At 64.8% G+C, this 24,300-nt stretch carries 17 protein-coding genes; 14 read left to right on the forward strand and 3 right to left on the reverse strand.

The features are described 5' to 3' along the window. The first annotated feature begins 68 nt into the window (after positions 1-68). The 4 genes from DNK59_RS10985 (at position 69) to DNK59_RS11000 (ending at position 5,102) form a co-directional block, all read left to right on the forward strand. Complete coding sequence (locus tag DNK59_RS10985; protein WP_092313545.1) at positions 69-2,393, forward strand: FdhF/YdeP family oxidoreductase; 2,325 nt, start codon at positions 69-71, stop codon at positions 2,391-2,393. Positions 2,394-2,520: 127 nt separating this feature from the next. Continuing rightward, the gene (locus tag DNK59_RS10990) at positions 2,521-3,942 is read left to right on the forward strand and encodes a cytochrome ubiquinol oxidase subunit I (protein ID WP_092313542.1); all 1,422 of its coding nucleotides are present in this window, start codon (positions 2,521-2,523) and stop codon (positions 3,940-3,942) included. Positions 3,943-3,958: 16 nt separating this feature from the next. Continuing rightward, positions 3,959-4,975: a cytochrome d ubiquinol oxidase subunit II gene (gene cydB / locus DNK59_RS10995; protein ID WP_110723205.1), complete on the forward strand. Its 1,017-nt coding sequence runs from the start codon at positions 3,959-3,961 to the stop codon at positions 4,973-4,975. Beyond that, entirely contained in the window at positions 4,962-5,102 is a 141-nt protein-coding gene (locus tag DNK59_RS11000) for a DUF2474 family protein (protein WP_092313536.1), read from the forward strand. The genes cydB and DNK59_RS11000 overlap by 14 nt, the downstream gene beginning before the upstream one ends. A gap of 56 nt (positions 5,103-5,158) precedes the next feature. Here the strand turns inward: DNK59_RS11000 and DNK59_RS11005 are convergent, their stop codons facing one another. The 3 genes from DNK59_RS11005 to DNK59_RS11015 form a co-directional block, all read right to left on the reverse strand. Continuing rightward, positions 5,159-6,133: a Dyp-type peroxidase gene (locus DNK59_RS11005; protein ID WP_092313533.1), complete on the reverse strand. Its 975-nt coding sequence runs from the start codon at positions 6,131-6,133 to the stop codon at positions 5,159-5,161. Between the two features lie 201 nt (positions 6,134-6,334). Next, the gene (locus DNK59_RS11010; RefSeq protein ID WP_110723206.1) at positions 6,335-8,608 is read right to left on the reverse strand and encodes an FdhF/YdeP family oxidoreductase; all 2,274 of its coding nucleotides are present in this window, start codon (positions 8,606-8,608) and stop codon (positions 6,335-6,337) included. A 248-nt stretch (positions 8,609-8,856) separates the two neighbouring features. Then, positions 8,857-9,750, reverse strand: a complete 894-nt coding sequence (locus DNK59_RS11015; RefSeq protein ID WP_110723207.1) for a DMT family transporter — start codon at positions 9,748-9,750, stop codon at positions 8,857-8,859. A 132-nt stretch (positions 9,751-9,882) separates the two neighbouring features. Between DNK59_RS11015 and DNK59_RS11020 the strand changes: the two genes are divergently transcribed. The 10 genes from DNK59_RS11020 (at position 9,883) to gspF (ending at position 24,297) form a co-directional block, all read left to right on the forward strand. Next, on the forward strand, positions 9,883-10,320 hold the full coding sequence (locus tag DNK59_RS11020) for an Lrp/AsnC family transcriptional regulator (RefSeq protein WP_016963354.1): 438 nt from the start codon (positions 9,883-9,885) through the stop codon (positions 10,318-10,320). Positions 10,321-10,622: 302 nt separating this feature from the next. Beyond that, on the forward strand, positions 10,623-11,264 hold the full coding sequence (locus DNK59_RS11025) for a response regulator transcription factor (RefSeq protein ID WP_060840035.1): 642 nt from the start codon (positions 10,623-10,625) through the stop codon (positions 11,262-11,264). Positions 11,265-11,295: 31 nt separating this feature from the next. Further along, entirely contained in the window at positions 11,296-14,940 is a 3,645-nt protein-coding gene (locus tag DNK59_RS11030; protein ID WP_110723208.1) for an ATP-binding protein, read from the forward strand. Between the two features lie 199 nt (positions 14,941-15,139). Beyond that, the gene (gbpA, locus tag DNK59_RS11035) at positions 15,140-16,696 is read left to right on the forward strand and encodes an N-acetylglucosamine-binding protein GbpA (protein WP_110723209.1); all 1,557 of its coding nucleotides are present in this window, start codon (positions 15,140-15,142) and stop codon (positions 16,694-16,696) included. A gap of 318 nt (positions 16,697-17,014) precedes the next feature. Next, on the forward strand, positions 17,015-18,553 hold the full coding sequence (gene gbpA, locus DNK59_RS11040) for an N-acetylglucosamine-binding protein GbpA (protein ID WP_110723210.1): 1,539 nt from the start codon (positions 17,015-17,017) through the stop codon (positions 18,551-18,553). Positions 18,554-18,619: 66 nt separating this feature from the next. After that, positions 18,620-19,126: a cytochrome b/b6 domain-containing protein gene (locus DNK59_RS11045; protein WP_110723211.1), complete on the forward strand. Its 507-nt coding sequence runs from the start codon at positions 18,620-18,622 to the stop codon at positions 19,124-19,126. A 44-nt stretch (positions 19,127-19,170) separates the two neighbouring features. After that, positions 19,171-19,671, forward strand: a complete 501-nt coding sequence (locus tag DNK59_RS11050) for a type II secretion system protein N (protein WP_158288748.1) — start codon at positions 19,171-19,173, stop codon at positions 19,669-19,671. Continuing rightward, the gene (gene gspD / locus DNK59_RS11055; RefSeq protein WP_110723213.1) at positions 19,668-21,587 is read left to right on the forward strand and encodes a type II secretion system secretin GspD; all 1,920 of its coding nucleotides are present in this window, start codon (positions 19,668-19,670) and stop codon (positions 21,585-21,587) included. Before DNK59_RS11050 ends, gspD begins: the two co-directional genes overlap by 4 nt. After that, positions 21,584-23,077 carry a type II secretion system ATPase GspE gene (gene gspE / locus DNK59_RS11060; protein WP_110723214.1) on the forward strand — a complete coding sequence of 498 codons (1,494 nt, stop codon included), beginning with the start codon at positions 21,584-21,586 and terminating at the stop codon, positions 23,075-23,077. Before gspD ends, gspE begins: the two co-directional genes overlap by 4 nt. A 2-nt stretch (positions 23,078-23,079) precedes the next feature. Next, positions 23,080-24,297: a type II secretion system inner membrane protein GspF gene (gene gspF / locus DNK59_RS11065; protein ID WP_110723215.1), complete on the forward strand. Its 1,218-nt coding sequence runs from the start codon at positions 23,080-23,082 to the stop codon at positions 24,295-24,297. Positions 24,298-24,300 lie beyond the last annotated feature (3 nt).

Consider the following 24,300-nt stretch of genomic DNA (forward strand, 5'->3'; position numbering starts at 1 on the left):
GTTAAACAATCACTGACATCGATTATTGGTCGGGCGGTTGCCTGCGTGCGCTGTATTGGAGAAATATCATGAGCGAAGTTGATCGATATAAACCCTACAAGGGGGCGGCCGCCGGTTGGGGGGCACTGATCGCGGTGACCAGGAACTGGCTGGGCAGCGAGAACGCCTTCAAGAACATCCGCGCCATGCTCAAGACCAACCAGAACGGCGGCTTCGACTGCCCGGGCTGCGCCTGGGGCGAGTCGCCGGAAAACGGCATGGTCAAGTTCTGCGAGAACGGCGCCAAGGCGGTCAACTGGGAAGCCACCGGGCGCCTGGTCAACCCGGCCTTCTTCAACAAGTACACGGTCTCGGCCCTGGCCGCGCAGAGCGACTACTGGCTTGAATACCAGGGCCGCCTGACCCACCCGATGCGCTACGACGCCACCCAGGACCGCTATGTGGAAACCACCTGGGACGAAGCCTTCGAGCTGATCGCCAGCCACCTCAAAGGGCTGGACTCGCCGAACCAGGCGGAGTTCTACACCTCGGGCCGGGCCAGCAACGAAGCGGCCTACCTGTATCAGCTGTTCGTGCGCGCCTATGGCACCAACAACTTTCCCGACTGCTCGAACATGTGCCACGAGGCCAGCGCCGTGGGCATGTTCGAAAGCGTGGGCGTGGGCAAGGGCACCGTGGTGTTCCATGACCTGGAAGAAGCCGACGCGATCTTCGTCATCGGCCAGAACCCCGGCACCAACCACCCGCGGATGCTCGAACCGCTGCGCGAGGCGGTGAAGCGCGGCGCCCAGGTGATCTGCTTCAACCCGCTGAAAGAGCGCGGGCTGGAGCGTTTCCAGCACCCGCAGCACCCGCTGGAGATGCTCACCAACGGTTCCGAACCCACCTCCTCGGCCTATTTCCGCCCAGCCCTGGGCGGCGACATGGCGGCCTTTCGCGGCATCGCCAAGTTCCTCCTGCGCTGGGAACGCGAAGCCCTGGCCAGCAACGGCGAGCCGGTGTTCGACCGGGCCTTCATCGCCGAACACACCTCGGGGCTGGACAGCTACCTGGCCGAGGTCGATGCCACGTCCTGGAACCATATCCTCGAACAGTCGGGCCTGAGCATGGCCGACATCGAGCTGGCGGCGCGCATGTACCGCAAGGCCAAGCGCACCATCATGTGCTGGGCCATGGGCCTGACCCAGCACACCCACTCGGTGCCGACCATCCAGGAAGTGATCAACGTGCTGTTGCTGCGGGGCAACATCGGCCGCCCCGGCGCCGGCCTGTCGCCAGTGCGCGGCCACAGCAACGTGCAGGGCGACCGCACCATGGGCATCAACGAACTGGCGCCCACCGAACTGCTGGACGCCCTGGAGGCGCGCTTCGGCTTCAAGCCACCGCGCGAGCACGGGCACAACACGGTGATGGCGATCTCGGCCATGGAACAGGGCCGGGCCAAGGTGTTCATCGGCCTGGGCGGCAACTTCGCCCAGGCCACCCCGGACACCCCGCGCACCCACGCCGCCCTGCGCAACTGCGAGCTCACCGTGCACATCGCCACCAAGCTCAACCGCAGCCACCTGGTGACCGGGCGCGAAGCGCTGATCCTGCCGTGCCTGGGCCGCACCGACATCGACATCCAGGCCAACGGCCCGCAAGGCATCACCGTGGAAGACACCTTCAGCATGGTGCACATCTCCCACGGCCAGCTGAAACCCAAGTCGCCGCACCTGCGCTCGGAACCTTCGATCATCGCCGGCATCGCCAACGCCACCCTGGGCCCACGCCCCATCGACTGGCTGTGGGTGGTCGAAGACTACGGGCGCATCCGCGACCTGATCGCCGACACCATCCCCGGGTTCGAAGACTTCAATCTCAAGCTGCTGCACCCCGGCGGCTTCCACCTCGGCAACGACGCCAGCCAGCGGCGCTGGAACACCGCCACCGGCAAGGCGCGCTTCATTCCCAGCGTACTGCCGGAACACCTGGTCAGCGCCGGGGTGCGCAAGCTCAAGGTCAAGCCGGACCTGATCCTGCAGACCATGCGTTCCCACGACCAGTACAACACCACCCTGTATGGCCTGGACGACCGCTATCGCGGGGTCTACGGCATGCGCGAAGTGCTGTTCGCCAACGAGCAGGACATTCGCCAGCTGGGCTTCGAACCGGGACAGAAGGTCGACATCGTCTCGCTGTGGGATGACGGCCGCGAGCGTCGGGTCAGCGGTTTCACCCTGATCGCCTACGACATTCCCGCCGGCCAGTCTGCCGCCTACTACCCGGAGACCAACCCCCTGGTGCCCCTGGAAAGCTATGGCGACCGCACCTACACGCCAACGTCCAAGTTCATCGCCATCCGCCTGGAGCCGGCGGCGGCCAGCAACCTGATCCAGTCCGTCGGCGTTTGATCCGGCCGGGGCGGCCAAAGCGCCGCTCCAGCCCGCCCCGCGCAGCCTCCTTCGGTGCGCCGCGAACCCAGGTTCGTGGCGGCCGCACGGCGCCTGCACGGCCACCAGCCATCACGAGGGTTTCGTCATGTTTCATCTACAGGCGCTCGACCTGGCACGCATCCAGTTTGCGTTCACGGTTTCGTTCCACATCATCTTTCCCGCCATCACCATCGGCCTGGCCAGTTTCCTGGCGGTGCTCGAAGGCCTGTGGCTCAAGACCCACAACAACACCTACAAGGACCTGTATCACTTCTGGTCGAAGATCTTCGCCGTCAACTTCGGCATGGGCGTGGTCTCGGGGCTGGTCATGGCCTATGAGTTCGGCACCAACTGGAGCCGTTTCTCGGACTTTGCCGGAAGCATCACCGGGCCCTTGCTGACCTACGAAGTGCTCACCGCGTTCTTCCTCGAGGCGGGCTTTCTCGGGGTCATGCTGTTCGGCTGGAACCGGGTCGGCCGCGGGCTGCATTTTTTCGCCACGGTGATGGTGGCCATCGGCACCCTGATCTCGACCTTCTGGATCCTCGCTTCCAACAGCTGGATGCAGACGCCCCAGGGCTTTTCCATTGTCGACGGGCGAATCATGCCCATGGACTGGCTGGCGATCGTGTTCAACCCATCGTTCCCCTTCCGCCTGATGCACATGGCGATCGCCGCCTTTGTCGCCACGGCGTTCTTCGTCGGGTCCAGCGCCGCCTGGCACCTGCTGCGGGGCAACCACACGCCGCCGGTACGCAAGATGCTGTCGATGGCGCTGTGGATGGCGCTGATCGTGGCGCCGATCCAGGCGGTAGTCGGTGACGCCCATGGCCTCAACACCCTGGAACATCAACCGGCGAAGATCGCCGCCATCGAAGGCCACTGGGAAAACCACGGCAACGAGCCGTCGCCCCTGGTGCTGTTCGGCATTCCCAATATGGACACGGAGAAAACCGACTACGCCGTGGAAGTGCCCTACCTGGGCAGCCTGATCCTGACCCACAGCCTGGACAAGCAGATCCCCGCGCTCAAGAGCTTCCCCAGGGCAGACCGGCCCAACTCGGCCATCGTGTTCTTCAGCTTCCGCATCATGGCCGGCCTGGGCATGTTGATGATCCTCACCGGCTTGCTGGGCCTGCTGCTGCGGCGCAACGGCGCGCTGTACCGCAATCGCCTGTTCCTGCGCCTGGTGCTGTGGATGGGCCCCAGCGGCCTGATCGCCCTGCTGGCGGGCTGGATCACCACCGAAGTCGGGCGCCAGCCCTGGGTGGTGTACGGCCTGCTGCGCACCAGCGACGCCGCGTCCAACCACAGCGTGGCGCAACTGAGCATCTCCCTGGCGCTGTTCGTGGCGATCTACTTCTCGGTGTTCGCGGTGGGCATCGGCTACATGATGAAGCTGGTGCGCAAGGGCCCGCAGCCCCATCACGAACATCCGCCGAGCGGCCCTTCCAGCCAGGAGCCGACCCCGCGCCGTCCGCTGTCCGCCATCGCCGAGACCTTTGCGTCCAGCGACCACCACCACTGAAACAAGGGATATCGACATGACGATTCAAGGCATAGACCTGTCGTTGATCTGGGGCGTGATCATTGCCTTCGGGGTGATGATGTACGTGATCATGGACGGCTTCGACCTGGGGCTGGGGATTCTCTTTCCGCTGATCCCCGATGCCCGGGAACGGGACGTGATGATGAACACCGTGGCCCCGGTCTGGGACGGTAACGAAACCTGGCTGATCCTCGGTGGCGCGGCGCTGTACGGGGCCTTCCCCCTGGCCTACTCGGTGATCCTCGAAGCCCTGTACCTGCCGCTGATCTTCATGCTGGCGGGGCTGATCTTCCGCGGCGTGGCCTTCGAGTTCCGTTTCAAGGCGAGCCCCGAACAGCGGCCTATCTGGGACTGGGCGTTTATCGGCGGCTCGCTGCTGGCGACCCTGTGCCAGGGCATTGTCATCGGCACCTACATCAGCGGCATCCCGGTGCTCAACCGGCAGTTCGCCGGCGGCGCCCTGGACTGGCTGGCGCCCTTCCCGCTGTTCTGCGGCCTGGGACTGATCGTGGCCTACGCACTGCTGGGCAGCACCTGGCTGCTGGTCAAGACCGAGGGCATGCTCGAAGCGCGCATGCGCCACTACACCCGGCCCCTGGCGTTCGCGCTGATGGCGGTGGTGGCGGTGCTCTGCGTCTGGACCCCAGTGCTGCACCCGGACATCGCCACCCGCTGGTTCAGCCATGCCCATGTGGTGATCTTCGGCGCGTTGGCGGTGCTGGGCCTGCTGGCGTTGTGCGGGCTGCTGGGGACCTTGCGCCAGCATCATTCCCACTGGCCGTTCGTGTTCACCCTGGTGCTGGTGTTCCTCGGCTACATCGGCCTGGCGTTGAGCATCTGGCCAAACATCGTGCCGCCGTCCATCAGCCTGTGGGACGCGGCATCGCCCCTGACCAGCCAGCTGTTCATCCTGATCGGCACCCTGTTCATCCTGCCGATCATCCTGATGTACACCTGCTGGAGCTACTACGTGTTCCGCGGCAAAGTGAGGATTGGCGATGGCTACCATTGATCGAGCAAAGACCCTGTCGCGCCTGCTGTGGATGCTCGGCCTCTGGCTGGCCAGCGTCCTCGGCCTGGGGCTGGTGGCCGGCCTGCTGCGCCTGCTGATGCAGGCTGCCGGCATGCACAGCCACTGAGGATGGGCGCTCACCGCTGAAACCCCGGCCCGCAGCAGCGGGTCGGGGTTTTGCGGTTATTGGCCGGTCGGCGCGCGCTCGGCCAGCTGTTCCAGCAGATCGGCGGAAGGCACGAAGAACAGCCCGCCGGTGACGGCCGTGCTGAAGTCCAGCAGGCGATCGTAGTTGCCCGCCGGGCGACCGACGAACATGTTTTCCAGCATCTGCTCCACAGGGCGTGGCGAACGGGCGTAGCCGATGAAGTAAGTGCCGAACTCGCCGGCCCCAGGACGGCCAAAGGGCATGTTGTCGCGCAGGATCTTCACCTCCTCGCCGTTCTCTTCCAGGGTGGTCAGCGAGCTGTGGGAGCAACTGGGCTTGACCGACTCATCGAGCTCGATATCCGACAGCTTGGTACGGCCGATGATGCGTTCCTGGGCTTCCACCGTCAGTTGGTTCCAGGCCGTCATGTTGTGCAGGTACTTCTGCACCAGCACATAGCTGCCATTGCAGAACGACGGATCCTCGTCGCCGATCAGGGTGAAATCCACCGCCTCGCGGCCTTCCGGGTTCTCGGTGCCGTCGACGAAGCCGACCATGCTGCGCATGTCGAAATAGCGAAAGCCCTGGACTTCGTCCACCACCGTGACCGCCTGCCCCAGGGGCTTGAGCAGTTGCGTGGCCAGCTCGAAGCACAGGTCCATCTGCTCGGCGCGGATGTGCAGCAACAGGTCACCGGGGGTCGACGGCGCGCGCCGCCCCTCCACGCCCACCTCCATGAACGGGTGCAGCGACGCCGGCCGCGGACCGCCGAACAGCCGGTCCCAGGCTTCGGAGCCAAACCCGCAGACACAGGACAGATTGCCCCCCGGCACGCGCTTGCCCACCGAACGGGTCAGCGCGGCGACGTCGGCGCACCAGTCACGCAGGGTTTGCGCGGCAGCGGCACCGGGGGCCAGGGTGGCGACGATGAAAATTGCACTGCGGGTGATGGGATTGCAGATGGCTTGCGGCTCGGGCTTGCGCTCGGCCAGGGAGGAAGACTGGGTCATTGTGGGTTCCACGGGCTGCGGTCGGAAAAATCACCGACAGGAAAATAGCAGATTGCGCCGCCCCCGCGGCAACCATGATCTGGCCTGCATCACCTCGTCGTCCGTGGAGTCGCGGCCGAGGCGGCACCAAGGTCCGCAGGACAGTGCCTGAGGACCTCCCGCCGCACACCCGCACCCTCACCCGGCCCCTCGTGGAGCCGGTCAGCCCAGGGTCGAGCGCATCACCCGCACCGGCACCGATTTGTAGGACGGCGTGCCGCTGTCCACATCCAGGTAGTCCAGGGGCACCAGGCGGTTGGCCTCGGGGTAATAGGCGCCCACGGTGCCCGGGGCGATCTTGTACTCGATGGCGGTGATGTTTTCGTAGCGCAGCCGACGCCCGCCGATGACCGTCTCGATGTCCACCAGGTCACCGTGGGCCAGGCCACGGGCGGCCAGATCTCCGGGGCTGATGAACAGCACGTCGCGACGGCCGAACACCCCGCGATAGCGATCGTCCAGGGCGTAGATGGTGGTGTTGTACTGGTCATGGCTGCGCAGGGTGATCAGCCGCAGCACATCGGCGCCGTCCACTTCCTTGTCCTCGTGCAGCCCGGGGAAGACGAAGAACTCGGCCTTGCCCGAGGGTGTCAGCCACTGCCGTTCGGCCGCCGCCAGGGGCATGCGGAAGCCGCCTGGTACGCGAATGCGGGCGTTGTAGTCGTCGAAGCCGGGCACCGTCTGTTCGATCAGGTCGCGGATCTTGTCGTAGTCGGCCACCAGTTCCAGCCAGGGCACGCGGCTGCCGGGCAGCGTGGCCTTGGCCATGCCGGCGACAATCGCCGGTTCCGAGAGCAGCAACGGCGACGCCGGGGTCAGCTTGCCCGCCGAGGCGTGGACCATGGACATCGAGTCCTCCACGGTGATGGCCTGGCGCAGGCCGTCCTGCAGATCCAGCTCGGTGCGGCCCAGGCAGGGCAGGATGAAGGTCTCCCTGGCCACCAGCAAATGGCTGCGGTTGAGCTTGGTGGCCACGTGCACGCTCAGGTCGAGCCGGGCCATGGCCGGGAAACACTGGCCCGGGTCCGGCAGGGCCACGGCGAAGTTGCCCCCCAGGCACAGCAGCGCCTTGGCCCTGCCGTCGATCATCGCCTGCATGGCCTGCACCGCATCGTGGCCATGGGCCGAAGGCGGCGTGAAGCCGAAGGTCTGCTGGAGCTTGTCGAGAAAGGCCTGCGCCGGCTTCTCGGTGATGCCCACGGTGCGGTTGCCCTGCACGTTGGAGTGGCCGCGCAACGGACAGATGCCGGCCCCCGGCTTGCCCAGGTTGCCGCGCAGCATCAGCAGGTCGCAGATCAGCCGCACATTGGCCGTGCCTTCGTTGTGCTGGGTGATGCCCATGCCGTAGGTGACGATGGTGGCATTGGACTTGGCGTAGGCCGCGGCGACCATTTCCAGGTCCGCCTGGTGCAGGCCGCTGGCCTGCTCGATGTCCGCCCAGGCGGTGGCGTGCAGGTCCGCCGCCAGGGCCTCGAAACCCTGGGTGTGCTCGGCGATGAACGACTTGTCGAGGACTTGCCCGAGGCTGTCCTCCAGGGCCAGCAGGGCCTTCATGATGCCCTTGATTGCCGCCGCATCGCCGCCGGCCTTGACCTGGAAGTAGGACGAAGCGATGCGGGTCGAGCCGTAGGTGGCCATTTCCACCATGTTCTGCGGGTCGGCGAAGCGCTCCAGGGCGCGCTCGCGCAGCGGGTTGAAGACCATGATCGGCACTTTGCGCCGCGAGGCTTCATGCAGGGTGCCCATCATCCGCGGGTGGTTGGTGCCCGGGTTGTGGCCGATGGAAATGATCAGCTCGCAAAGGTCGAAATCCTCCAGGGACACCGTGCCCTTGCCGATGCCGATGGAGCGGGGCAAACCGACGCTGGTGGGTTCGTGGCACATGTTCGAGCAGTCGGGGAAGTTGTTGCTGCCGTATTCCCGAGCGAACAGCTGGTACAGGTAGGCCGCTTCGTTGGAGGCGCGGCCGGAGGTGTAGAACTCCACCTGCTCGGGCTGCAGGCCCTGCAGGATCTGGCCAATACGCTCGAACGCCGCCTGCCACGCCACCGGCTTGAAGGTGTCGCTGGCGCGGTCATAGATCAGGGGCTCGGTGAGGCGGCCCAGGTCTTCGAGCTGATAGTCGGAACGCTGCAGCAGCGAAGTCAGCGGATGCTCGGCGAAGAAGGCCGGGGTCACCCGTTTGTTGGTGGCTTCCCAGGTCACCGCCTTGGCGCCGTTTTCACAGAACTGGAAGGTCGACTTGTGCTCCTTGTCCGGCCAGGCGCAGCCCGGGCAGTCAAAGCCATCGGGCTGGTTGGTGCGCATCAGGGTCAGGGGCGCCTTGAGCGCGTCCATCTGTTCGCGCACCGCCGTGGCGGTGGCCTTGAGCGCGCCCCAGCCACCGGCGGGACCATCGTAGTTGCGGATTCCGGGAACCTTGCGTCGAGTGCTCATGATCGCTCCAGGGCCGACCCGGCACGACGCGAGTCGGTGGTTGCGGATGGTCGAGGCGTACCCGGGCGGGCTGCCAGGGGCCTGGATCACAGGGGGGTAGTGCGTGGCAACTGTGCCGACACTGGATAAAAGCTAGCGCTGCGCCCCGGCCTGTCAAGCTCAGGCGCCGACCGGCACAGACGCGACGCGGGCGCCCGGGCCAGCTGGCGTGCAAGCCATTGCCGGCCCCCGCCCTGCCGCCCCGCTGCTCATTGCAAAACCCTGCGCCGGCGCTTGAGGGTCCAGCCCTGCTGCATGCCGGCGGCGGCCAGCAGAATCGCGGCGACGCCCAGCCACTGCAACAACCCCAGGCGATGCCCGAAGGCCAGCCAGTCGACCAAGATCGCCGCGATCGGATAGATGAAGGACAAGGCGCCGGTCAGCGCCGTTGGCAGTTTCTGGATCGCCCCATACAACAGCACATACATCACCCCGGTATGCACGATGCCCAGGGTCAGCAGGCTGGCCCAGGCCGTGGCCTGCTGGGGTGGCTCGGCCAGGTTGGCCCAAGGCGCCAGCAGCAAGACTCCGGTACAGACCTGGATCAGCGCGATCAGGTGTGGCGGCGTACCGCTCAGGCGCTTGATCAGCAGCGCGGCGAAGGCATAGAGCAACGCCGCGCCCAGGGCCAGGGCGATGCCCAGCAGGTAGTCGCTGCCGGCTTCGCCTGCGCTGCCATGGGCGCTGACGATGGCCAGCATCCCGGCAAAGGACAGGCTCAGCCAGACCAGTTTCTGCGGGGTGATCTTCTCTCCCAGAAACAACGCGCCCAGGGCCACCAGAATGAACGGCTGGACGTTGTACACCGCGGTGCCGATGGCGATCGAGGCCCGGGAGTAGGAGCCGAACAGCAGCACCCAGTTGCCGACAATCGCCACGCCGCTGAGCACCGCCAGAAACAGGCTGCGTCGAGTCAGAATATTCCTTCGAAAAAAACCGAAAGCGCCGCAAATCAGCAGCAACGCGCCGGCACCGAACAGGCAACGCCAGAACACCACGTCCAGCACCGGTTGTCCGGACACCAGGACGAACCAGCCAATGGTTCCGGAAATCAGCATCGCGGCGGTCATTTCCAGTGATCCGCGACGGGTCAGTGCATCCATCATCAATCTCCTCTGACAGTGGCCAAATTATGCCCAGCGGCACACGGCCATCGCCAGTTCAAAACCTGGGCTAGTATGCATTCAGGCCTTTTTTATCAAGGCATAAACGCCCATTCACCTAACGAGGTTGCCATGCTCGACGCCATTGACCAGGCCCTGATCAGTGCCCTGATGCAGGACTCCCGCCGCTCCCTCAAGGCCCTGGCGCAGATCAGCGGGCTGTCCGCCCCCAGCGTGGCCGAACGCTTGAAAAAGCTCGAAGAACGCGGCGTTATCACCGCCTATACCCTGGAAATCGACCCCAAGTCCCTGGGCTATCAATTGCAGGCGATTGTCCGGATTCGTCCGCTGCCGGGCCGCCTGCAGGAGGTGGAGCGGCAGATCCTGGCGATTGCCGAGTTCACCGAATGCGACAAGGTCACCGGTGACGACTGCTTTATCGCTCGCTTGCAGGTACGCTCCATGGAACAGCTGGACCGCTTGCTCGACCGTCTCAACCATGACGCCGAAACCAACACCGCGATCATCAAGAAATCGCCGATCAAGCGACGTTTGCCGCCCATGAATTAACCCCGTGAAAGGGGCTTTTTCACCCTGGAAAATGCCCCTGGAACAGGCCTGGAACTGTGGGATGAAAAGGCCGTTCTAGAGGCTTTTCTTACAAAAAAACACCTGACTTCCGGGCCTCTTTTCAGAAAGTTTCCCCTTAGGCATAAGACGATTCTTAAAATCCCCCGGACGTCTTTTTGGCGTCAATTTCAGTGATACCCTGCGAATCCTCTGACGACCCCACTAGCAAAATGCCTGCTCCTTTGCGGAAGCTGCGCATTGTCGTGGGCTCATGCCTGTCGAAAAGCCGAGTACAAGAACCCATGCCGATCCGCGTGCAGATAGCCGATGACCATCCCTTGACCCTGATTGGGATACATACCCTGCTGGAAAACCGCGCCGAACTGGAGATCGTTGCCCAGGCCCACAGCGTGGAAACCCTGTTGGAGAACCTGCAGCGCCAACCCTGCGACCTGCTGCTGACCGACCTGATGATGCCCGGCGGCGATCAGGTGGATGGGATTCGTCTGATCAGACGCCTGCGTTCACGCTACCCGGAGTTGGCCATCGTGGTGATCACCATGCTCGACAACCCGGCGCTGATCAGCAGCCTGCTCAAACTCGGCATCCAGGGGCTGGTGAGCAAGCGTGGCTTGCTCAACGACCTGCCCAAGGCGATTGCCGCCAACCCGCGTGCGCCCTTCGTGTCGCCGTCGATCCAGCATCTGCTGGACACCAGCACCGCCCTGCATGGCAAGCCGCTGCTGCAGCCCGAACAGTTGTCGGCCAGGGAGATCGAGGTGCTGCGCCTGTATGGCACCGGCATGAGCATCGGCGCCATCGCCCAGCACCTGTGCCGCAGCAAACAGACGATCAGCACGCAAAAGAGCAGCGCCATGCGCAAGCTTGGCCTGGACACCTCGGCCAGCCTGTTCCTGTACATCCAGGAACATGGCCTGAGCTGAGCGGTCCTCAAAACTCCGGAGCTTCCCCCCTATGCCCCTGATTTCCCGTCCCCCCCAGTTCTGGAGGCTGATCCGTGTCTGCCTGCTGTTCAGCTTCATGGTCCTGGTCAGCCTGTTCTTCAGCCTGCCCGCCCACTGCACCGAGCCGCAGGAGCCGGGCAATCCGTCGCTGGCCCGGCTGCTCGACATGCGCAGCACCCTGCCCCACAAGGTGCTGCGGGTAGCGACCATCGTGCCTCCCGAGCGGCCCCTGGAAAGTGCCGGTAACCAGGTGCTCAAGGTGATCTCCGACGAGTACCTCAAGCTCATCGGCAAGCAGTTGGGCCTGCGCTTCGAGTACGTCGAGCTAGCCTCGCCCCAGGACGCGATCCGGGCCCTGCTCGAACACCGTATCGACCTGCTGCCCCGGGCCACCGCGCTTGAAGCGCAGAACCCCGGCCTGGCCCTCAGCCGTCCGTACCTGAACAACCAGCCGATCATCGTCGGGCGCATCAACGACAAGAGCCTGCCACCGGACCTGGAAGGCAAGCGGGTCCTGGTGCTGGACAACTACCTGGACCTTGAGACCGTCCGCAAGACCTATCCCCGGGCCGACATCAGCGGCGTGCACACCACTGCCCTGGCCCTTGAGCAACTGGCCGGCAAACAGGCCGACGCCTTTATCAGCGATCGCTTCCGCACCACCCTGTACATGCAGGCCCGCCCGGACCTGCGGCTGCACAGCAAGTTCTATCCACAGCTGCCCGACGCCGGCTTCGCCTTCGCCGTGCGCCATGAGGACGCCACCCTGCGGGCACTGATCGACTACGTACTCAACGCCATTCCCGAGGAGCACAAGCGGCGGATCCAGAACCAGTCGAGCCAGGAGCCCTTTCCCTTCGCCCCGACCGAGTCCTTTTCCCTGACTCCCGGCGAGCTGAACTGGCTCACCGCACACCGGCAGATCAATCTGCTGGCCGAGGAAGCGCCGCCCTACATCTACCGCAATGCCGAGGGCCAATGGGCCGGACTGAGCATCGATATCCTGCGCACCCTGGCCAGCTCGTTCCGCCTGCAACTCAACATTCAGCCCAGTCTTTCCCGGGCCGGCGACCTGGAACAGCTGGCCGCCGGCAGCGCCGACCTGACCACCCGCGACCTGGGTCTGCCCGACAACGCCCGGGGCATCGGCCTGAGCCAGAGCTACGGCACCCGCAACTGGGCCTTTGTGGTGCGTCATGGCGACAGCTCTCCCAGCTCCCTGGACGCCATGCTGGGGCGGCAACTGGCGCTGCCGCGCAACCACCCGCTGCTCGAACACCTGAAACAGCGCTACCCGGACATCCATCTGCTGCTCACCGACGATCATCGCCAGGCCCTGAACCTGGTGCTGCAACGTCAGGTCGATGCCACCCTGGACACCCCGGTGGGCACCGAAGCGCTGTCCGGCTCCGGGCTGCAGTTCGGTCTGGCCTTCGACGCCCTGCCCACGCCCCACCGCTTTGCCGCGGCCCCAGGCTCCAGGGAGTTGCTGAGCGTGCTCGACAAGCTGCTCGATTCCATGGCCAGGAACCCGCAAAGCGACATCCAGCTGATCGCCGAACAGCAGTCCAGCGCCGCGCTCTGGAGCTGGGTCGCCGAGCAGGCCTGGCATGTGGGCGTGGTGATCCTGATCATCTTCGTGCTGTCGCTGATCTGGAACTGGCGCCTGAAGATCCAGGTGCGGGAAACCATCTGCGTGCAGACCCGCCTACAGGACAAGCTGGCCTTCCAGTTTTCCCTGCTCAACGGTCTGCCGACGCCGCTGTATGTCTGCGACCTGGACGGCCGGCTGAGCACCTGCAACCGCGCCTACGAGGAGTTCTTCGCCACCTCCCAGGAACAGGTCGAGGGCTGCCTGCCCACCGAGCAGCCGAACATGCCGCGAGACTTCGCCGAAGTGCTGCAAGAGGAACATCAACTGCTGCTGGCCAATCACCGGCCACGCTTTCTCGACACCAGCCTGTGGATCAAGGAGCAGCAGTACTGCCTCTATCAGTGGCTGGTGCCGTTCTACAACGCCCGCGGGGTGCTGCAGGGGTTGCTGGGGGGCTGGCTGGACATCTCCGAGCGCAAGAACCTGGAACTCAAGTTGCGCGAGGCCAAGCAGATCGCGCAGAAGGCCAGCGCCGCCAAGAGCGAGTTTCTCGCCTCCATGAGCCATGAGTTGCGCACCCCGCTCAATGCCCTGGTGGGCCTGCTGGAGCTGGAAACCAGCGCCAGCCAGACACCCTCGCACAACCTGCGGGTGGCCCAGCAATCGGCGACCTCGATGATCGACCTGATCGGCAACATCCTGGACCTGGACAAAATAGAGAGTGGCCTGATGCAACTGGCACCCCACCCCACCGCCCTGGAACCCCTGCTCGCCAATGGCCTGGGACTGTTTGCCGTACAAGCCCGGGAGAAACGCCTGCAGCTGAATTTCGACTATCAGGCCAGCCCCAGCCGGCTGTACTGGGTCGACTCGCTGCGCCTGCAGCAGATTCTGCACAACCTCTTGAGCAATGCCTTGAAGTTCACCGACCGCGGCCACATCCAGGTCACCCTGCGCGAAACCCATGTGCAGGGCGACAGCAGCCTGCTGACCCTGAGCGTGCGCGATACCGGCATCGGCATTCCCCTGGCCAACCAGGCGGGGATTTTCGAGCCCTATCGCCAGGCCACCGCGCGCACCGCCCACCTGTACGGCGGCTCGGGCCTGGGCCTGAGCATCTGCCATCAGCTGGTGCAACTGATGGGCGGGCGCATCTGGCTGGAAAGCGAGCCCGGCCAAGGCTGCTGCATCCACGTCGAACTGCCGGTGAGCTGGCAGACGACCAACGTGGAAGTGGCGCAGACACCGGAAGTGCCACCGATCACCGGCAAAGCCTTGCGGGTGCTGGTGGTGGACGATGTCTCTACCAACGGCCTGGTACTGACCCTGCAGCTGGAGCGCATCGGCCACTTTGCCGAACACGTCAGCAGTGGCGAAGAAGCCCTGCAGCTGCTGCGCCACCGCCATTACGACGTGTTGATCAGCGACTGCAACATGCCGGGCATGGACGGCTACAGCCTGGCCCGGGCGGTGCGAGAAGCCGAACAACAGAGCGGGGCCAAGCCGCGGCTGATCGTCGGCTACACCGCCAGCGCCCTGAGCAACGAAGCGACCCAATGCTCCAACGCCGGGATGAACGACCTGATGATCAAGCCGGTGACCCTGGCCCGCCTGCAGGAAGTGCTGGGCAGTCACACCGGGGCCGGCGAAGAGCGGGTGCGCGCCTTCGACATCGACCACCTCAAGGACCTGGGAGAAAACAGTCCGACCCTGCATCGGCGCATCCTCAACGAACTGACCAAGAACCTGCAGCAGGAAATCGCCGAACTGCGCACCTGCGTCCTGGCCAATACCCCGCACCTGATCAACGACCTGACCCATCGCCTGAGCGGCGTGGCCTGCCTGATCAACGCGCCGGACATGACCAGAACCTGCGAGGCCCTGAGAAAGGTCGACCCCGGCCATCCAGCGTCGGTGCGCAGTTGCCAGCAGGCACTGCTCAATGCCATGGAGCAGGTGTACGCCGAGGCCCGACAGCAGCTGGCCAGCTTGCGCGAAGCATCCGACGCCGACAGCGACCCCCAGCCCCAGACACCCCAGGCCCAGGGTTCGCCGCCCTGAAGCGGACGCCGGTGCCGGGCTGCCCGCCCCGGCCCCGGCGCCACTCTCGTACTTGTCTCATTCAACCGCCGCCCCCTGCTGCCTAACCTTGCGCCGGCTTTCGAGCACTGACAGTCAATGGCGCCAGACTCCCGATGAGTCGCTACGCCAGCTCTCGATTGCTTGTTGAATCCAATAACGTCCAATCAGGGAACAATCGATGATCACGCGGCATACCTTCCATTCATTCCTCAAGCTTCCGCTGGCGATGGCCATCGGCATGGCGGCGCTCAGCGCGCAACAGGCGGCGGCGCACGGCTATATCGAAAACCCCAAGTCCCGCTCGTACATGTGCAGCGCCAAAGGCGGCAACCTGAACAGCAACTGCGGTTCGGTGGCCTACGAGCCACAGAGCGTCGAATACCTGGCCAACGGCAGCCGCGACGGCTTCCCCAGCACGGCCCAAGCCTGCCACGGCGCGTTCACCCAGTGCGGCCCCGCCAACGGCACCATTGCCTCCGGTGGCCTGCGCAACTTCGCCGCGCTTAACGAGCAGACCGCCAGCCGCTGGACCAAGGTCAATATCAAGCCCGGGCTGAACACCTTCGACTGGCGCTACACCGCAGTGCACGCCACCCGCAACTGGCAGTTCTACATCACCAAGAAAGACTGGAATCCCAACCAGCCGCTGACCCGTGATTCGTTCGAAGCGGCGCCGCTGCTGACCGACAACTGGAACAACACCCTGCCGACCAAGACCGGCGGCATCACCAGCCACAAGGTCAACATTCCGGCCGACCGCAACGGCTATCACATCGTCCTGGCCACCTGGATGGTGGGCGACAACACCAACACCTTCTATCAGGTGGTGGACGTGAACATCGAGAACAGCGAAGTCGCGCCGTCGAGCTGGAAGAACATCGGTGCCGTCCAGCCCGAGCCCCTGAGCATCGGCGACAAGGTCATGACCCGGGTGTTCAACGACCAGGGCGAACTCGCGGCCAAGCAGGTCACCCTGAACATCGACAGCGCGGAGCTGGCCAAAGACAGCGTCTGGCCCAAGGCGCTGGCGGAAAAGGTCAACCAGGCCAAGCTCGGTTACCAGATCGGTGAACTCAACGACAAGGACCAGGTGGTGCCGCAGTTCGGCAAGAACAGCATCTTTGTCAACCAGAACAGTGACATCAACAGCGTGCTGATCGCCAAGGAACAGGCCGCCAAGCCGGCTGAACTGAAGGTTTCCGGCATGCAGCCCGAGTACAGCCTGAAGGACGGCAAGGTCGACCTGCACTTCAACGCCATCGCCCTCAACGGCGACTTCACCATCACCGCCAGCGTGCTCAATGCCAAGGGCGAAACCGTCGCTCACCAGCAAGCCGACAGTGGCAACAATGCGCCGCACTTCAGCCTCGCGCTCAAAGGCGTGACGGCGGGCCAGTACGATCTGGTGGTGGTGGCCAAGTCGAAGAAAGGCGAGCTGCTGCAAGAGACCATCAGTTTCAAGCTCAAGGCCGAGCCAGAGGTTGAGGAAACCCCGGGCGGCGGTGGCAACGAGGGCGGCACCACCCCCGAGACGCCAGCCAAGTACGACCACGTCTTCCCTGAGGGCCTGAAGTCCTACAAGGCCGGCACCCTGGTGCTGCAACCCAAGGACGGCAAGACCTACCAGTGCAAGCCGTTCCCGTACAGCGGCTACTGCGTGCAGTGGAAGGCTGGCGCGACCCAGTACGAGCCAGGCACCGGTTCTCACTGGCAGATGGCCTGGAACCTCAAGTAAGCCAGCAACTCCCCAGTTGCTCCTTGGGGCGTGACGCGCAAGCGTCACGCTCATTTTTTTTGCTGGCCAGGCCGCGCCGCACAAGGCGCAAAAGGCTCACCCGAAGTGCCGCACGAGCCGCTGTCGAACCCACCAAATGCTTGTTCTAGAGCCTTGCGACTCTCGTACTCGTCCCATGTGAACACCCGGGAGCAGCACGTAGCCTGTGCTCGCTGGCAAGGCTGCCGGAGCAGCGGACATCCAGGGTGTCCCACTGCCCCATCACCGGCCCCTCGCAGCGCTGCAACACTCATTTTTCAATTGCTCAAGGCATACACAATGATCAACTCCAACCGGACTCGTTCCTTCCTCAAACTGCCAATCGTCATCGCCATGGCCGCCGCCGGACTGGCCGCCCAGCAAGCCTCCGCCCACGGCTACATCGAAAGCCCCAAGTCCCGCGCCTTCATGTGCCATGCCGATGGCGGCAGACTGAACGCCAACTGCGGTCCAGTGATGTACGAGCCACAAAGCACCGAGTACATCGGCGTGCCTGGCCGTAACGATCTCGAGCACTTTCCAAGCAACGCCCAGGCCTGCACCGGCGACTTCAAGGTATGCGGCCCAGCCAACGGCACCATCGCCGCCGCCGGCCTGGTGCGCTTCTCCCAGATCAACGAGCAGAGTGCTACCCGCTGGGCCAAGACCACCATCAAGCCGGGCCCGCAGAACTTCACCTGGCACTACGAAGCCGGTCACGCCACCCGCTACTGGCAGTTCTACATCACCAAAAAAGACTGGAATCCGAACCAGCCGCTGACCCGCGACTCGTTCGAAATGACCCCGCTGCTGGATCAGCCATGGCCGTCCGGCACCGTCCCGGCCCCAGCCAAAGGCAAAACCCATCACACCGTGAACATCCCGTCTGACCGCTCCGGTTACCACGTGCTGCTGGCCACCTGGAAAGTCAACGACACCGACGCCACCTTCTACAGCGTGGTCGACCTGAACATCGACAATGGCGCGGTCATCCCTTCGAACTGGGACACCGTTGGCGCGGTACAACCTGAAGCCCTGAGCATCGGCGACAAGGTCAAGACTCGCGTCTTCAACGCACAGGGCGAGATCAACGCCAAGCAAGTGGTGCTGAACATCGATAGCGCCGAACTGGCCAAGGCCGACGTCTGGCCGCACGAGCTGGCGAAGAAGGTCAATGCCGCCAAGCAGGGCTACCAGATGGGCCTGCTCAACGACAAGGACGAAGTGGTGCCGAACTTCGGCAGGAACGAAATCCTGGTCAAGAAAGGCAGCGACATCGTCAACGTGATGATCGACAAGGAACAGGCCGCCAAGCCGGGCGAGCTGTCCATCACCGGCATGCAGTCCGAATACACCCTGAAAGACGGCAAGACCGAGCTGCACTTCAACGCCATCGCCAAGAACGGCGAATACACCGTGAAAGCCACCGTGCTAAACGCCAAGGGCGAAAGCGTGGCCTTCCAGCAGGCGCCGGCCGGCAACACCCCGCACTTCTCCATGCCGCTGAACAATGTCAGCGCCGGGGTCTACGACCTGGTGGTCGTGGCCACCTCGAAGAAAGGCGAAGTGCTGCAGCAATCCGCCCGCTTCACCCTCAAGGCCGAAGCCGGCGGTGGTGAAGGTGGCAACGAAGGCGGCAACGGCAAGTACGACTACGTGTTCCCCAATGGCCTGAAATCCTACAAGGCCGGCACCGTGGTCCTGCAACCCAAGGATGGCAAGACCTATGAGTGCAAGCCTGGCGCCGTCGCCGGCTGGTGCACCCAGTGGACCAGCGGCTCCAACGCCTACGAGCCGGGCGTAGGTTTCGCCTGGCAGTCGGCCTGGAACCTCAAGTAAGTCATAGCGTCAACCACCCGAGCGTGGCGCCACGGCGCCACGCTCCTTGTTAGCGGTCAAGCCCCCATGAGCTCAACCCCCTATTCAAGAATCCACGTGCTGCTGCACTGGACCTTCGCCGCGATCATTCTCTGGGCAACGCTCAGCGGTTTCGGCAACGCCCTGTTCGACCTGCCAACCGGTATCGCCGAGGGCATCGGCTTCATCAATGTGTCGTTGACCTTCATCCTGATTCCGCTGTTCGTACTGCGCATTGTCTGCGCCCTGAACCATCAGCGCCCCGCATCGCGCCAGCCCCTGGCAGACCTGCTGGCCAAGGCCGGGCACCTGGCGCTCTACGTCGTGACCGGAGTCGTGCTGGTGACCGGCGTGCTGATGATGGAGCGCCCGATCGACCTGTTCGGCCTGCTGCAGATCAGCCAGCCACTGCATGAGCCAGTGCTCACCGGCTTTTTCAACAGCACTCACCGCTATGCCTGCATCGCCCTGGCCCTGTTGGTCGCCGGACACATGGCGGCCGTGGTGCTGCACCACTGGCGAGGTGAAAACCTGCTAAGGCGCATGTCCTTGTGAGTTCCCTTCGCCCCTCGCTTCGCGCTGGCCTCATGGCCGGCGTCTTGTTGTTTCTGAGTGCCTGGCTGGCCTGGCTGGCCCATGACAGCTGGCAGTTGCGGCAAGGCTTGAACGCGGCCACTCACCAGGCGCCCTCCGCCGTGGAGTTGCCGGCTCGCGCCCAGCCCGACCCGCAAGCCATCGCCCGGCTGTTCGGCGTCCAGCTGCAGGAACCCAACAGCGATCAACCCCGGGTGCCCCTGGCCCTGCTGGCCAGCCTGGTGGCAGCCCAACCGGAGCTGTCCCGGGCCCTGATCGAATCCCCGGAAGGCCGCCGCTTCTATGGCATCGGCGAGCCCCTGCCGGGCGGCGGCAGCCTGCGCCAGATCGGCACCGACCAAGTGCGGGTGCAACGCTTCGGCGAAGAGCTGGTCCTGAGTCTGCCCCTGCACGAAACGCCGTTGCTGACCCCGCAGGCAGAGGATGCCGCCACAGCCCAACCCCATCCGCAGCCAGGCAGCGGGAGCCTGCTGCAACCGTCTCTGCAATCCCCTGGAGCATCATGAATCGAGCCTTTATCGCCGGGTCCCTGCTGACCCTGGGCACCCTGATCAATCCCGTGCATGCCACGGAAAAAGCCACCGCCGCCCAGCAGTGGACCCTGAACATGAAGGACGCCGAGCTGCGCGACCTGGTCAACGAAGTGGGCCAGATCACCGGCAAGACGATGATTCTGGACCCTCGCCTGAACGGCAAGGTCACGGTGCAATCCAGCACCGCCATGGATCAGCAGGGCATCTATTCGCTGTTTCTTACCGCCCTGCGCAGCCAGGGCTTTGTCGCCATGGACCAGGGCGACCGGGTGCTAATCCTGCCGGTGGCCGAAGCCAAGACCAAGGCCCACGCCGAGCCCAGTGGTGCCAGCGAAGAGTTCGTGACCCAGGTCATCGAACTGAACAATGCCAACGCCAGCGAGGTGGCCAGCGCGGTGCGCCCGCTGGTGGCTGCGGACGCCTACATGGCGCCCTCCACCACCTCCAATGCCCTGGTGATTTCCGACAGCGCCAACAACGTCGAGCGAGTGCGCCTGGTGATCAACGAGCTGGATAACGCCGGTGGCCGGCAGTTCAGCATCGTGCAACTCAAGCACGCCTGGGCCACCGAGGTGGCCAAGACCCTGACCGACAGCCTGGCCGACAGCAACAGTGCCATGACCAGCGCCAAGGCCATTGGCGACTCGCGCAGCAATCGCCTGATCCTGGTCGGCCCGGCGCCGGTTCGCCAGCAGATGCAGCGTCTGGCGCAAAGCCTGGATGTGCCGACCAATGTCGGCGACACCGCGCGGGTGCGCCGGCTCAACCACAGCGATGCGAAGAAGCTCGAAGAACTGCTCAGCGGCATTGGCAAGCGCATGGAATCCGGCAACCGTGGCGGCGACAGCCAGAAGCCCGACAGCCCGGTACTGGTCAGCGCCGACACCAGCCAGAACGCCCTGGTACTGATGGCCTCGCCGGCCCAGCTGGCAACCTTCGAAAGCATCATCAACGAGCTGGACCGACCCCGGGCCCAGGTGCTGGTGGAAGCGGCGATCGTCGAGGTCAGCGGCGACATCAACCAGGCCCTCGGCGTGCAATGGGCCGGCAACCGCGGCAAGCTGTCCGCCGCCAGCAATTTCAACAGCGCCGGCCTGTCCATTGGCACCCTGCTCAACAACCTGCAGGACGACAAGCGCCCGAACCTGCCCGATGGCGCGATCATAGGCATCGGCGGCAGCAACTTCGGCGCGCTGATCACCGCGCTGTCCAGCGACTCCAACAACAACCTGCTGTCCACCCCGAGCCTGCTGACCCTGGACAACGAAGCGGCGGAAATCCTCGTCGGCCAGAACGTGCCGTTCCAGACCGGTTCCTACACCACCGACACCGCCGGCGCCAGCAACCCCTTCACCACGGTGGAGCGCAAGGATGTGGGGATCACCCTCAAGGTCACCCCGCATATCAACGAAGGCAACTTCCTGCGCCTGAACGTCGAACAGGAAAGCTCCGAGCTGGCCGCCGCGCCGCCGGGCATCAACACCAGCGACGTGATCACCAACAAGCGCTCGGTCAAGAGCACCATCCTGGCCAACGACGGGCAGATCATCGTCCTCGGCGGGCTGATCAAGGACAACGTCAAGGTCCAGGTCAGCAAGGTGCCGCTACTGGGGGACATTCCCTGGGTTGGCCGCCTGTTCAGCAGCAGCAAGGAAGTCAACGAGAAGACCAATCTGATGGTGTTCCTGCGTCCGACCCTGTTGCGCAGCGCCGCCAGCACCGAGCAGATGAGCCAGCACAAGTACAACAACATGCGCTCGCTGCGCGCCCCGGACGGCAAGAGCGGCGGCCAGTTGCCTGCCGACGCCAACCGCCTGTTCGACGCCAACCGCCAGGGCGATGCGGACCTGATCGACATGCGCGCCCCGGGCGCCCAGCGCCAGCCATGATCGCCAGCCCCGAAGACGCGCGTCTGGCCTTTGCCTACGCGCGCCGCCACGGCGTGGTGCTGGACCCTCAGGAAGGTGGCGCGGTGCTGTATTGCCGCGCCAGTACGCCATTGTCGGTGGTGGCCGAAGTGCGCCGTTTCAACGGCTCGTTGCTGCGCAGCGAGGTGCTGGACGACGAGGCCTTCGCCCAGCGCCTGGCCGCCCACTACCGCGACGGGCAGAACGGCGCCAAGCAGGTGGCCGACGGCCTGGGCGAGCAGTTCGACGAAGAGTTCGATCTCAACAGCCTGGCCGAGCAACTGCCCAGGACCACCGACCTGCTGGAACAGGAAGATGACGCGCCGATCATCCGCCTGATCAACGCGATCCTCAGCGAGGCGGTCAAGAGCAAGGCCTCCGACGTGCACCTGGAAGCCTTCGAGGAACACCTGTCGGTGCGCCTGCGGGTCGACGGCCTGCTGCGTGAAGTGCTGCGCCCACGGCGGGAACTGGCGACCTTGCTGGTGTCGCGGATCAAGGTCATGGCCAAGCTGGACATCGCCGAAAAGCGCATTCCCCAGGACGGCCGGATCGCCTTGCGCATCGCCGGTCACGAGGTGGATGTACGGGTTTCGACCCTGCCCTCCAGCCACGGCGAGCGAGTGGTGATGCGTCTCCTGGACAAGCAGGCCGGGCGCCTCAACCTGAGCCACTTGGGGATGAACGAGACGGTGCGCCAGCGCCTGGAGATCGCCCTGCACAAACCCCACGGCATTCTCCTGGTCACCGGCCCCACCGGCTCCGGCAAGACCACCACGCTGTATGCCGGGCTGGCCAGCCTCAACAGCCTGGAACGCAACATCCTCACCATCGAGGACCCGGTGGAGTACCACCTGACCGGGATCGGCCAGACCCAGGTCAACGCCAAGGTCGACATGACCTTCGCCCGGGGCTTGCGGGCCATCCTGCGCCAGGACCCGGACGTGGTGATGGTGGGCGAGATCCGCGACCGCGAAACCGCGGAAATTGCCGTGCAGGCGTCCCTCACCGGGCACCTGGTGCTCTCGACCCTGCACACCAACAGCGCCATCGGCGCGGTGACCCGGCTGGTGGACATGGGCATCGAGCCCTTCCTGCTCTGCACCTCGCTGCTGGGGGTGTTGTCCCAGCGCCTGGTGCGCCTGCTGTGCCCGGAGTGCAAGGAGCCCCACAGCGCCGATGCCGCCGCCTGCGAACGCCTGGGCCTGAGCGCCGATACCGCGCCGCAGCTGTACCGGCCCAAAGGCTGCAGCGCCTGCCAGCACTCGGGGTATCGCGGGCGCCGTGGCATCTATGAACTGGTGCTGTTCGACGACACCTTGCGCCAGCTGATCCACACCGGCGCCGGCGAGCATCAACTGCTGGAGCATGCCCGCAAGCACAGCGCCAGTCTGTTCGACGACGGCCAGGCCATGGTGTTGCAAGGGCAGACCAGCCTGGAAGAACTGCTGCGCGTGACCCAGAGGGACTGATCATGGCCGCTTACGAATACCTGGCCATGTGCGCCGCCGGCAAAAAATCCACCGGCGTGGTGGAAGCCGACAGCCCGCGCCATGCCCGGCAACTGTTGCGCGAGCGCCAGCTGGTGGTCCTCAAGGTCAGCGCCGCGCAGAGCAAGCGCGTGCGTGGCAAAGGCTTGCTGCAGGTGTCCGGCGGCGGCTTGAGCAGCGCCGAACTGGCCTTGCTCACCCGCCAGTTGTCGACCCTGGTCCAGGCCTCGCTGCCCCTGGAGGAAGTACTGGCGGCGGTGGCCGCGCAGTGCGAGAAGCAGCGAATCAAGAGCATGCTGCTGGCCATCCGCTCCAAGGTACTGGAAGGCTACAGCCTGGCCGTGGCGCTGGCGGCCTACCCTCGGGCCTTCCCCGATCTGTACCGGGCCACGGTAGCCGCCGGCGAGCGCTCCGGGCACCTGGGCCAGGTACTGATGAACCTGGCCGACTACACCGAAGCCCAGCAGGCGGCCCGCCAGCAGATCCAGCTGGCCATGCTCTATCCGAGCATCCTGATGCTGGCGGCGGTGAGCATCGTCGGCTTCCTGCTGGGCTTCGTGGTGCCCGATGTGGTCAAGGTGTTCATCGATAGCGGTCAGGAACTGCCGCTGCTGACCCGGGGCCTGATTGCCAGCAGCGCCTTCCTGCAAGACTTCGGCCTGCTTCTGCTGCTGTTGCTGGCGGCCCTGGTGCTGGCCGCCCGCGCCGCCGTCCGCAACCCGGCCACCCGCGAGCGCTGGCACGCCCTGGTGCTGCAATTGCCGCTGCTGGGAAGGCTGATCCGGGCCAGCAACTGCACGCGTTTCGTCAGCACCCTGGCGATTCTCGGGCGCAGTGGCGTGCCGCTGCTGGACGCCCTGGGCATCGCCAGCGAGGTGGTGGCCAACCAGAAAATTCGTACCGGTCTGAAAGACATCGTCCGGGGGGTACGCGAAGGTATCAGCCTGACCCGGGCCCTGGAACTCAACGGCAGCTTCCCGCCGATGATGCTCTACATGATCGCCAGCGGTGAGCGCTCCGGCGAGCTGGACAGCATGCTCGAACGCGCCGCCAAGCAGCAGGAAGAACAACTGGCCAACCGCATCGCCCTGCTGGTGGGCCTGTTCGAACCGGCGATGCTGGTGTTCATGGGGGCCTCGGTGCTGATCATCGTGCTGGCGATCCTGATGCCGATCCTCAGCCTGAACCAACTGATTACCTGAATC

Source organism: Pseudomonas sp. TKO26, assembly GCF_003225665.1.
GTDB classification, from domain to species: Bacteria; Pseudomonadota; Gammaproteobacteria; order Pseudomonadales; family Pseudomonadaceae; genus Aquipseudomonas; species Aquipseudomonas saponiphila.

Excerpts from the sequence above, each read along its gene's own strand:
- gbpA (WP_110723209.1), top strand. The coding sequence starts at position 15,140 with ATGATCACGCGGCATACCTTCCATTCATTCCTCAAGCTTCCGCTGGCG.
- DNK59_RS11030 (WP_110723208.1), top strand. The coding sequence starts at position 11,296 with ATGCCCCTGATTTCCCGTCCCCCCCAGTTCTGGAGGCTGATCCGTGTC.
- DNK59_RS11025 (WP_060840035.1), top strand. The coding sequence starts at position 10,623 with ATGCCGATCCGCGTGCAGATAGCCGATGACCATCCCTTGACCCTGATT.
- gspF (WP_110723215.1), top strand. The coding sequence starts at position 23,080 with ATGGCCGCTTACGAATACCTGGCCATGTGCGCCGCCGGCAAAAAATCC.
- cydB (WP_110723205.1), top strand. The coding sequence starts at position 3,959 with ATGACGATTCAAGGCATAGACCTGTCGTTGATCTGGGGCGTGATCATT.
- DNK59_RS10985 (WP_092313545.1), top strand. The coding sequence starts at position 69 with ATGAGCGAAGTTGATCGATATAAACCCTACAAGGGGGCGGCCGCCGGT.
- DNK59_RS11010 (WP_110723206.1), bottom strand. The coding sequence starts at position 8,608 with ATGAGCACTCGACGCAAGGTTCCCGGAATCCGCAACTACGATGGTCCC.
- DNK59_RS10990 (WP_092313542.1), top strand. The coding sequence starts at position 2,521 with ATGTTTCATCTACAGGCGCTCGACCTGGCACGCATCCAGTTTGCGTTC.
- DNK59_RS11005 (WP_092313533.1), bottom strand. The coding sequence starts at position 6,133 with ATGACCCAGTCTTCCTCCCTGGCCGAGCGCAAGCCCGAGCCGCAAGCC.
- gspD (WP_110723213.1), top strand. The coding sequence starts at position 19,668 with ATGAATCGAGCCTTTATCGCCGGGTCCCTGCTGACCCTGGGCACCCTG.
- DNK59_RS11020 (WP_016963354.1), top strand. The coding sequence starts at position 9,883 with ATGCTCGACGCCATTGACCAGGCCCTGATCAGTGCCCTGATGCAGGAC.
- DNK59_RS11015 (WP_110723207.1), bottom strand. The coding sequence starts at position 9,750 with ATGGATGCACTGACCCGTCGCGGATCACTGGAAATGACCGCCGCGATG.
- DNK59_RS11000 (WP_092313536.1), top strand. The coding sequence starts at position 4,962 with ATGGCTACCATTGATCGAGCAAAGACCCTGTCGCGCCTGCTGTGGATG.
- gspE (WP_110723214.1), top strand. The coding sequence starts at position 21,584 with ATGATCGCCAGCCCCGAAGACGCGCGTCTGGCCTTTGCCTACGCGCGC.
- DNK59_RS11045 (WP_110723211.1), top strand. The coding sequence starts at position 18,620 with ATGAGCTCAACCCCCTATTCAAGAATCCACGTGCTGCTGCACTGGACC.
- gbpA (WP_110723210.1), top strand. The coding sequence starts at position 17,015 with ATGATCAACTCCAACCGGACTCGTTCCTTCCTCAAACTGCCAATCGTC.